The following is an 11,914-nucleotide window of genomic DNA, read 5'->3' as shown; positions in this document are numbered from 1 at the left end:
ATGAAAAAGATTTTTTTAATGATGTTTATGGGCTGCCTTTTGATAAGTGCATTTACATCAGCGGCCGATACCACAGGCGTAAAACAGTTTATGGAAAAAGCGCAACAGGCATATAAGTCTGCCGGTTATCTGAGCTTTCACATACTATACCGGTATGCCAATAAAAATCAGCCGGATAATTATATCGATACCATGTCGGGCGAAGTGGCCATGGACAAAGACCGTATGCGGTTTCTGCTCGAAGAGATGGAAACGATTACCAATGATAAGTACACCATTCAGGTAATAAAAGATGAAAAACTAATTTATCTGTCAACCCCCAAAGCAACGCAGTTTACCGACCCTGTGAACATGCTCGACTCGGTGCTGACACATTTAAACGGGGTTCAAACACGGGTGACACGTAATAAAGGCATTGCTACGCTGAATATCATCTTTCCACCAGGGCAAACGTATAAGAGTATGACGATGCTCATCAACGAATCGACCGGCTATTTTCAGAAGGTAGTGTATGAATTATATACCGCAGGCCTGGTTGAAAAAGATCAGCTCATGCAGCCCGGCAATAACGGACAGTACCAACCTGAAGGGCGCATAGAAATTGTGTTTAGCCAGTACCGGCAGGGGCAGTTTACCGACGCGTTGTTTGATGAGGGCCGGTATTTTACGCGCCTTGGGAAAGGAAAATATGAGCCATCGGAACAATATAAAGATTACCGGATATTTCTGGCCTCATCAAAACTGTAACCTTATCCAAAGAATTAACCCAGCGAACCTTTTTCAGCAATTAAAAAAATGAAAGGGGCATAAAATAAGATTCAAATGCAGACCCATTCCTTTTACCGCATATTACTACTGATCGGCTTTATTTGTACCGGGGTTATAGCACGTGCAGGCGACGGCGGAGGCGTTGTTGCAAGAGCTATTCTCGATGGCAGCAAAAATCAATTGCATGCAGATTCTTCCCGCACGGTAGAAGATTCCGCATTCTTTAATGCTGCATCCATCGGCAACCTCGATACGGGGTATTCGGTGCAGAATGTAATTACGCTGAAAATAAATGAGGCATCGCCATTATACCTGCGAACTGCTTTCACGGCCACCGTTCAGTTGCGCATCATTTACAGCAATGGGTCTGCAATAGATTCGATCGATAAATCATTTACCATTAATTACGATTCGGCGCACCCTTACAATGCCCGAAACAGTTTTGTGTTTAATGGCGGACGCCGGGTAACTGTTAAAATATTGTCGGTAGATAAACACGGTGCAACATGGGATGTAGCATCTGTACTGATGGTAGAAAACCAGTTAACAGCCAAACCAAAATATGTTTTCTCCTGTACCAATACGATTTCCAATATTACCGTATCGCCGTCGACTGATCCCAAAGCCGATGAATTACCGGTAACCTGGACGGCCATACGCGGAGCCGATCAGTACGATGTGGAGTGGACTTATATTGATAGCAGCGCATTGGCCGCCAATAAATATGGCAGCCCGCTCAATCCTGCATTGATCTTTTATCACAATGCTACCCGGGTAACCGCTACTGGCAACTCCTATAACATTCCGCTTATTTACGACAATTCAGGTACCTTATTTATAAGAGTAAGGCCGGTGCAACTGGGAAAAGCCAATTCGGTAATAACCGCCATATGGAGCTCAGATGCTTCCACATCGGTAATGGGGCAATATCAGTTTACCGGTCATGAACGGCCGCTGAACTGGCAGTCGAACATCAGTTTTGCCGAAGAAGGAAAAAGGAAAGTAGTGGTTCAATATTTCGATGGTAGCTTGAAGAGCCGCCAAACCATAACCAAAGACAATACCACCAATAATACCATTGTTGCCGAAACTTTTTACGATTACCAGGGAAGGCCTGCCATACAGGTAATGCCGGCCCCTTCACTGAAAAATATTATTCAGTACAGAGATAATTTCAATGTAAATATTAATAATAAGGAATACGACCAGAGTAACTACGACTCTTTGTACAGTCCCGATCTATATTGTTCGGTGCATGCCACGCCGATGAGCGCCGATTCGGGGGCCAGCCTGTATTATTCTCCCAACAATCCCAACAAAAAAACAGGGATCAACCAGTTCATACCCGATGCGCAAAATTATCCTTTTACAGAAACCGAATATACGCAGGACGCCACCGGCCGCATCAGCCGGCAGGGCGGGGTAGGACCCGATCACCAGTTGGGCAGCAGGCACGAAACCAAATATTTTTATGGCACACCCGATCAAAAAGAACTGGATGCCCTATTTGGAACGGATGTAGGCCACTTTTCGCACTACTTTAAAAATATGGTACGCGATGCCAACGGTCAGTACAGTGTGAGCTATGTAGATATGCATGGCCGTACCATCGCTACAGCCCTTACAGGCTATGCCCCTGCAGGTATGGCTACATTGCCTTCGAATGTGAAAACCATGATCACCGAAAATCTGGCCGATTCTGGGTCACGCTTCCTGCAAAACTGGAGTATGGTGAACCAGAAATCGCTGGTAGTGCCCATGGCCGACACGTTTAACTTCAATTACCGGTTAGATCCTACTTCCATTACTGAAAAAAGTTGCGACACGCAGAATATATGTTATACCTGCCTGTACGATCTGCAGATAACCATAACCGATAACTGTAATAACCAGTTGCTGCCTGGTAGCAAAGCCTTTGATACGGTAATTCATAATTTTTCGTTCGGCGCTATACCCAACACCTGCTCTCCTTCACCTATGAACCTGAGTTTCTCCCTGTTCCTGAATGAAGGTAGCTATCAGATAACCAAACAGCTAACGGTAAACCGCGATGCCTATGTTTATTACAGGGATAGCGTATACCTGCCCAATAATACCTGTAAATCTGTTCAGGATTTTATCAATGAGCAACGCACGCTCATTGCACAAACCAGCACAGAATGCTTGCCCGATTGTAAAACTTGTCGCGATAGTGTAGGCACCTTCGACCACTTCAGAAATAATTTTATTACCAAAGCAGGCATATCCTCTGCAGATACTGCAGCTTATAGCACGCAAATAGCCCTGGCATATCAGAATGCACTGAAAGACTGCGACGCCATTTGCGGCGATAGCGCATCGGCCGATAATGATATTCGCTCGGCTATGTTACAGGACATGACGCCCCCTTACGGACAATATGCAAATCCTGTAAAAGAAAATATCGACGTCTATTCTATTTTTTATGTAGATCCCAGGGATACGCTTTATTATGTACCGGTATTCAGGCTTGGGAATGTGCACTACCTCGACGTTGTTGGCCAGTCCGACAAAGTGTATGACATGAAAAATGATATGATGGTAGACCCGAATACCTTGAACATGAATGAGTTTATTCAAAACTTCCGTACATCCTGGGCAGACGCATTGCTGCCTTATCACCCCGAATATTGTAAGTTCAAAATGCTGGAATCGGTAAGGGCAAGCAATGTGTGGGACCGTAAGATGGAAGCAGTAAGTAATTTCCGCGATGCACGGGCGGCGGGTTATCTGAACCCAACCGGCAATACCGGGTATCCATTTAATGCATATCAAATAAATACAAATAACCTTGATCCGTTAATTACGCTACCCGAAAGAAAGGCCGAGCTTGAGAAAAAGCTGACCGATTACATGAAATTGCAAAATGGGCCAACAGTGAACATGTGGAGCATGGCCAATATTGTGGTAAAATGCGATTCGGGGAATGCGCCTTGCGTAAATTATTACAATGCCGACCAGACGCATAATTTCGATACTACCTGGTGCGATGGCGATCTCGATATGGCCTGGCAAAGTTTCAGACAAATGTATCTGAACGCCAAACAGGAAATTATTAACGACCTGGTAAATCATCCGGTTGGCTGCACGCCTGCCAACCCGGCCTATACAACGATGCCTACCCGCGCCCAACTGGTAAAAAATGGACATCATCCGCAATTTACCGAAGACACCAAAACTGTGATCAGTGAAAACGGACTCGATTATGCCAGTGATCCCGGTAAAGTGTCACAGGCTAAAATCGAAGGGCAACAACAGCTGAATGCGTATTACGATAGCACCTGTGCCGCTATGGCCAACCAGTGGGCTGCAGAGTTATCGCCCTGCTCTTATACCAATGCAGCTTTGCGCGATACCATTTTACCCTTGCTGAAGGGGCTTTGCCGCCAGGCCTGCGATATCGATCATCCTTTTGGTGCAAGCAGTTTGCCTGCAGGTGTTACTTACCAGGGCTATCACAGTTTTCAGGAAATCATCAGCGCTTACAACAGCTCGCACAATATTACCAATGAGCTTGAATGCAATGCCGAACTAATCACCGCTCCGGCGCCTTACGACAAACAACCGGTATATTATAACAAACCGGTATACACCAAACCCTCTGATTGCGAGTGCGGAATTATTACCGACCTGTATAAGAAGTATAAAAACAGCCGCTTACGGTTCGTGACATTTTCAGCTTATGTAAAATTAACGCAGGGCGTTACCATGACCGACAGCGATCTGCGAACGTTGCGCGAATTGTGTACCAATGCAAAAATACCCGGCGAATCGGGTAATGTATGTACCTATTTGAGCCAGCCCATATACCTGCCGCCTGCATTTCAGTGTAATGCAGGAGAAGTATGTACTTCCTGTACAGTGGTAAGCGATTTGTATCAAAGTTACCTGCAGCAATACCCGGTTGATACCCCTGCATTGGCAGATGCTAATGATACCATACAAACAAAACGCAACACACTCTTTCAGAATTATATGAATAACCGGCTTGGTTATTCGCTGCAGGCCTGGGAATACCTGCAGTTCATGAAACAATGCGCCGATTCGGCAGAAAGCATCAGCAACACCACGGTATGTATCGACGGCCATATCGGCAACCTGTTTTTATCGAACGAACCCGGTAAACTGGAAGATATACAAACAACGCCCGATGGCGGTTATGTAATGACGGGTTACACAGGATTAACCATTGATAATAATCCCATACGGGATGGCGTGATTGTTAAAACCGACAGCCTGGGTACTATACAATGGGCAAAAAGATATGGCGGAGGTAGCGATGATTATTTTACCAGGATAAAACGTACTGCCGATAACGGGTATATAGCCATTGGTACCACCAAATCGGGTCACTATGCAAACGGCGCCATATGGGTAGTAAAAACCAATGCAAGCGGTGATACCGCCTGGAAAAAAACGATCGGCTTTGGTACGCCCAATGGCGAGCGCGGATACGATATTATACAAACCACCGATGGCGGTTATGCGGCGTTGGGTATATTTAATCAGCATACAGGCCATGGCGAGTTTTTGCTAACCCGCCTGCAGGCCGATGGTACCATCAACTGGGTGCATCGTTTTGGTACCAGCCGTTTACAGAACAACAGTTTTGAATGTATAACACCCGGAGCCGATTCGCTTAGTTATGATGGTGCACCTTCCTATGGCTTATTGCAGCAGAATGATACCCTGCTGGTAACCGGTGCCGCCTACGACCACAACCTCGGCGACAGATATTATGGTGTTGTATACAAGGTGAATAAAAACGATGGAGATTTGCTGAATTACTGGCATTATGCCGATAATGCGTCGAACACCAGCTGCTGGTTCAGGGATATTTATCCTACATCGAATGGCTACCTGATCATGGTGAATAATGCCGACAAGCTGAGCACCACCAATGAACAGGTATCGGTGATCAATGTATCGAATGCAGGCGATGTATTGTCGTACCAGCGCTTCAATATACCCGATGGAAGCACCAAAATGGAGGCATCAGCTGTATTTCCCACTTCCGACGGCGGATATATCGTTGCACAAAAAGGTAATGGCGGATCTCACATAATATGGCAACGCGTAAATGCATCAGGTTCGGTAATGTGGGTAACCGAAACGGCCTTCCCCGGCACGCAAACCGTTGGACGTATCATACAAAAAAGCGACAGCAGCTTTGCGATAGCAGGCGATAACAACGATCAGATGATGATGCTGGTGCTGCATCCGGGCAATGCCTGCTACGACAACACCATCGACCTGGGAACCACCAATCCCACAATGACCCGCATTGACTGGGCTATTGAAAGCAGTCAGTTTGTTACGCCCGCATATACCGATATGACAATGGCGTCTGTACCATTGATTATTACACACGACTCTGTAATAAGCTGTCCGGGTAACGGCACCTGTTTCAACGATTATGAAGGACCACGGCTTTGCGGCAAATCAGATCCCGTGTTTCCGCCGGCAAGTGTTGACTATATCGGCACCTGTACCGACAGCACATTCTTTGCGGTAAGTAAAGGCACCGAACTGTATAAAGTTTACAGCGATTCATTGACTGGCGCTTTTGAAGAAAATTATATCGCCAAATGTTTACAGGCATATCGCTACGAAGCGTTTACCGTAACCCATCCGAAAAGAGAATATCACTATACTTTATATTATTACGACCAGGCCGGAAACTTGATACGCACCGTACCACCAGCCGGAGTGCATGAAGCCGATACCGCACAGGTAAGACTGGCCCGCGCAGCCGGAACCGAATTGTTGCCACAGCATATGTTGGTTACCGATTATCGCTATAACACATTGAACCAGGTAGTAGCGCAACATACACCTGATGGAGGCAGCAGCCTTTTCTGGTACGATAGATTAGGAAGACTGAGCGTGTCGCAGAATGCAAAACAAAAAGATAGTACGCAATACAGTTATACGAAGTTTGATGTTATAGGCCGTATTACTGAAGTAGGACAATTAAGCAGCAGTACAGGCATTGCAGATAGTGTCAGCCGGAATCAATCATTGCTGAATACATGGCTGAGCAACGCAGCCTCAACTGCAGAGCAAATTACCAGAACCGTATATGATCAGGAATATACGCCGGTACAACCGTTTATAATAGCGCGCAACCTGCGTAACCGGGTATCAAGAAGCTGTTTGTACAACACGGCATTTGAATTAAGCAGAGATTCTGCAGCTGCCAGCACCTATTACAGTTATGATATTCTGGGCAATGTAGATACGCTGCTGCAGGATTACCAGTTTGGTACAATGCAGGCCAACGGCAACCGCTTTAAGAAAATCGTATACGACTATGATCTCGTAAGTGGCAAGGTAAATCAGGTAAGTTACCAGTCTGGTCAGCGCGATGCATTTTATCACAGATACATTTATGATGCCGAAAACCGCATTACCAATGTGCTCACCAGTGCTGATAGCATCAACTGGGATAACGACGCTTACTACCAATATTACGATCACGGACCGCTGGCCCGAACCATATTAGGCGAGCAGCAGGTACAGGGCATAAACTATGCGTATAACCTGCAGGGATGGATGAAGTCGATCAACCCAGATGTGTATAACGGAACAGGATATACTTTAAAAGCAGATGGTAGTTCAGGAAGCATAGTGGGTAAGTCAGCTTATAATGTAATGCTGAATTATTTCAATGGCGACTATCTCGCCATTAGCGGGGTCACGCCACAGGATGCAGGGTTGGATACAACTACTTTTGGTAGTGACTACAGGCCGTTGTATAATGGTAACATCAGCAGCATGGCGGTGAATATCGGGGCATTGAACAACCCTATGCTATACAATTATCAGTATGATCAGTTGAACAGACTGGTCGCCATGGATGCCTGGCATAAAACAGGTAGTGCATGGAGTAACATTGCCAAACTAAACGACTTCCAGGAACGCGTAAGCTATGATGCAAACGGCAACATCTTAGGATACAAACGAAATGGAAACAACACCTTCGCTGGCAAGCCGCTGGGCATGGATAGCCTTACTTATAGTTATGTAATGGGCACCAACCGGCTGGATCATGTGAATGATACAGTGCCAGCAGGAAATTATGATGTAGATATTGATAATCAGTCAGCCGGTAACTATACCTATGATCCCATTGGTAATTTAATAAAAGACAGCGCAGAAAAAATCACCAGCATCAGCTGGACGGTATATGGAAAGATCAGTCGGATCATTAAAAGCGACGGCACTAATATTTCGTATACCTACGATGCAAGCGGCAACCGCATAAGCAAAACTGTAATTCCCCCTTCATGGGGCCAGGGGGTTACTACCTGGTACGTAAGGGATGCGCAGGGCAATGTGATGAGTGTGTACTCATCCGGTAACGATTCCGTAAACAGTGGTCATCTTTCTCAAACCGAGCTACATGTGTATGGCAGTAGTCGTCTGGGGATGCTAAGAAGCAGTACCGATGTAGCTGGTGCATTTGTGACTAATGATACCACCATGCCATTGTTGAACAAAGGATATACCTTTACCTTTGCCAGAGGCAATAAGCTCTTTGAACTAAGCAACCATTTGGGCAATGTGCTGGTAACTGTGAATGATAAAAAGTTGGGGGTTTCCTCCAACGACAGCACCGTTGATTATTTCAATCCGCAGGTAGTGAGTGCACAGGATTATTATCCGTTTGGGATGTTGCAGGTGGGAAGAAGCTATAATGTGAGCGGATATAGATATGGGTTTAATGGTAAGGAGAATGATAATGAGGTGAAGGGAGAGGGGATTCAGCAGGATTATGGGATGAGGATATATGATCCGAGGTTGGGGCGGTTTTTGAGTGTGGATCCAATTACAAAAGAGTATTCAATGTTAACGCCATATCAGTTTTCAAGTAATAGACCGATTGATGGAATTGATTTAGATGGACTTGAATATTTAAGAGGTGATAAAGCTAAGATATCTGTTTACAATGGTCGTATCTTATTAAATGTAGATAATTTAGGTGAAATTGCTCGAAATAACTATCGTAATGCAAATGAAGCATTGGGGGGCGTTAGAGTATGGACAGACAAAAACGGCCAAACTCAAATGAGCAATGCCATTTCAACAGAAATTGCTGCTTTTTCACTAACAAACAATGGCAAACCACTTGATGCTCCCGTGTGTCCATTGCCCCCAGGCTATAATCCCACAGAAATTGCTGATAATTTATCAGACCCACTTGCTGAACTTGCGAGGCTTCCTACCAGCAAAGATATAAATGGTAATCCTATGGAGTTGCCATATACTCCTCCTTCAGGATCAACGAGATCTGCAGCCAAAGGAATTCTTATAGTAAATGCGGCAATTGTTGTGGTGCAGGGATATATAAATTATTCGATTGAAGGTGAAAGGGATGTTGTTTTAGATCAAGTTAAGAATAAGTTTAGTAAGGCTGCGAATAATGTGATTAATGCTGCAAGTGAAGGCTTAATTGATCCAAAATACTTGAATACGAAAGATCTATCTAGTATAATGAACGTTGTATTATCTGGTGTTAATAATTCTGATAATCAGGAAATTTATGATATCGGAATAAAAATTTTCAAAAAATATAATCCTATTCCTCAGGAAATTAAAACACCTAAACGATTAGATTTTATGCAGAATGCACCTAATTATATTCCATCAATAAAGAAGAAGGAGCAAAATAGTGTAAAAGACGAAAAAGCAGGCGGTTAATAAACTATCTTTTAATATTCAATATTTTATTTAATGAATCTAAATAATTTCTAATGATTATGTCATCTGGATGAGATTGTAAATACAATGAATAATAATATAAAGCGCTATCTGTTGTATTATTCAATAGGAATGTATGCGCTAATTTTTGATAATAAAATTTGTTGTCTAATGAGGCTGTTCGATACATATTAATAGCTTCATTAAGTTTATTCAACTTAATATATACTTGGGCTTTTTTATCTTGTAAAACAGGATATTGATGGTTCGAAATGCTGCTTGCTAAATTATATTCATTTAAGGATTTTTGATATTCGTCTTTATTAAAGAACCAGTTTCCGCGATATAAATGAAACTTGTCATCGTTTGGATAAAGAAGTATTAATGAATCTAATTTAGTAAGCCCATTTGAACTAGTGTCAAAATTAGAAATGCTGTCTGCGTATTCATATATGGAATATTTTATGACTAGTTTATTCATTACTGAATCTACTGCTTGCTGGCTATCTTCTTTAAGTTTTTTTAAACTTATAGAGGTCTGTCTGTTTGTAGACTCTTGATGGCAAGCATAGAATAGACAGACGACAGCTATTATTTTGAAAAATTTAATCATAATTGCAAGTTAAACCAATTCTGTAAATTCTGAAATGTAGAGCCTAAACTGGCGCGAGATTGAGGTCTTGGCCTGTGGGATTGCATCTTGCGTGCCCGAGGTAGAAACAATTTTAGTAATAATAAAGAGACAACATAGTATTAAATCACAACCAAAACGACATGAAAAAACTCCTCATCCTCCTTATCCTGCTCTGCATCGAAAAAGCCCTGCAGGCACAATATGTGTACACCATCAAAGCCGATAGTGTAAAAATCACCAACAGTTGCGATACCGCCGAACTGATCATTGAAAACCATACGCAAAATGTGCCTGGCTTTTTGTACAATAAAGGAAAGGGAAGAACGGAGTTCAGAAGAGTGGTGAAACTAAATGACTCAACGCTGGTGTTGGGAGGCGATACGTTGGTAATACGGGGCAATACAACCGCGAATAACGGACTAAGTATGGGTGGTCAGGATGTGCAGTTGGGGCAGTTGACAGGCGCTTCGGGTAATCCCGCGGCATTAAAGGCTAACAGGGAAATTCCACTAAATGGGTACAATCTTTTGTTCACGGGAACGGGAAAGCTTATTAAAGGAAGAACAACAGATGATGGTATTGGTACCATTCAGAATACCGGTTCATATAGTTATGATAAAACAGACAGCAATGGCATATACGCCGGTACTGTAAGAATGCTTGGACAAAAAGCCACAGCTACAAGAGCATTCTTTGGACTGGGAAATTCAACAAATATTTCAGCAGTAGCATCTTCGGCAAACCTTATTGTTATGGGAACAAACAGCGGTACTCAAATAACCGGCGGAGATGGTATTATTATAGGAAATGACTGTGCAAGTGCTATTGTGTCGCCACACAATGTTATTGCAATTGGTAGAAGTTGTTTAACGAATACAACGGTTAATGAAAATCTGGCAATTGGTCACCTTGCGCTGGCTTCCTGTACAACAGGCCCCTTTAACAATGCTGTTGGCCAGGCCAGTCCTTTACGATATGTAACAACCGGAGTAGGTAATAACGCATTTGGTACCAATGCCGGTACATTAATTAAAACCGGAAGCCTTAGTTTATGTCTTGGGCACAATGCCGGAGGCGGTAATAGTTCTTTTCCGGGCAGTGAAGCCACAAGTTCAATATTCTTAAATCCCAAAGGCGCCAACGCTACTTCAGGGAAATATACAGATTGTTTGTTTGTAGGAATAAATTCAGGGAAACAAACTTCAGATACTGCCAGTACAATTACCAATACAAGTATTTTAGGTTCTTATGTTACTACTGATTTAAATAACGTATGTGTGGTATCTAACATTACGCAGCGTGTTATACTTCCTTCTTCAAGTAACGTTGTAACTGCTGATAACGGAGCCAAATTACAGGTGAACGGTACCACTTTCATAAGCGATACCCTTAAAATGCCCAATATCATTATCAAATCCGACACTGCCAGCTATAAACCTGTGGTAGTAGATGCCAGTGGCAACGTTTTTAAAATGGCGGCATGGAACACTCCTCAAATTACAAGGACAGCTGTTAATGACGCAGGATATTCAGCATTGGCTACCGATTACCTGATAGCTTATACGTCGCTTACTGCTGCTCGCACCGTTACTTTGCCTGCGGCTTCAGGTATGATAAATCATATTCTGATTATAAAAGATGAAAGCGGTACCGCAGGTACAAACAATATAACTATTAATGTAACCGCCGGCGGAACAATTGATGGGGCGTCATCAAAAGTAATCAGCAGCAATTATGGTGTAATTGAAATGTATAGTAACGGATCGCAGTGGTTTACAAAATAAGTAATTA

4 protein-coding genes are annotated in these 11,914 nt (G+C 43.4%); 3 read left to right on the top strand and 1 reads right to left on the bottom strand.

The genetic code is table 11. The features are described 5' to 3' along the window. On the top strand, window positions 1-747 hold the full coding sequence (locus tag AC59IL_RS01660; protein WP_496550327.1) for a LolA3 family protein: 747 nt from the start codon (window positions 1-3) through the stop codon (window positions 745-747). A 75-nt stretch (window positions 748-822) separates the two neighbouring features. Then, window positions 823-9,489 carry an RHS repeat-associated core domain-containing protein gene (locus AC59IL_RS01655; protein WP_496550326.1) on the top strand — a complete coding sequence of 2,889 codons (8,667 nt, stop codon included), beginning with the start codon at window positions 823-825 and terminating at the stop codon, window positions 9,487-9,489. 4 nt (window positions 9,490-9,493) lie between these two features. Here AC59IL_RS01655 and AC59IL_RS01650 read toward each other — a convergent pair whose 3' ends face one another. Then, window positions 9,494-10,102 (bottom strand): tetratricopeptide repeat protein, encoded by a 609-nt coding sequence (locus AC59IL_RS01650; RefSeq protein WP_496550325.1) that lies wholly within the window; start codon window positions 10,100-10,102, stop codon window positions 9,494-9,496. Window positions 10,103-10,263: 161 nt separating this feature from the next. On the opposite strand from AC59IL_RS01650, the gene AC59IL_RS01645 reads away from it, so the two are divergent. Further along, the gene (locus tag AC59IL_RS01645; protein WP_496550324.1) at window positions 10,264-11,907 is read left to right on the top strand and encodes a hypothetical protein; all 1,644 of its coding nucleotides are present in this window, start codon (window positions 10,264-10,266) and stop codon (window positions 11,905-11,907) included. Window positions 11,908-11,914: the final 7 nt, after the last annotated feature.

It is taken from the genome of Niastella sp. sgz303648 (assembly GCF_059587045.1).
This window is presented reverse-complemented; position numbering and strand designations above follow the sequence as displayed.

Excerpts from the sequence above, each read along its gene's own strand:
- AC59IL_RS01660 (WP_496550327.1), top strand. The coding sequence starts at position 1 with ATGAAAAAGATTTTTTTAATGATGTTTATGGGCTGCCTTTTGATAAGT.
- AC59IL_RS01655 (WP_496550326.1), top strand. The coding sequence starts at position 823 with ATGCAGACCCATTCCTTTTACCGCATATTACTACTGATCGGCTTTATT.
- AC59IL_RS01650 (WP_496550325.1), bottom strand. The coding sequence starts at position 10,102 with ATGATTAAATTTTTCAAAATAATAGCTGTCGTCTGTCTATTCTATGCT.
- AC59IL_RS01645 (WP_496550324.1), top strand. The coding sequence starts at position 10,264 with ATGAAAAAACTCCTCATCCTCCTTATCCTGCTCTGCATCGAAAAAGCC.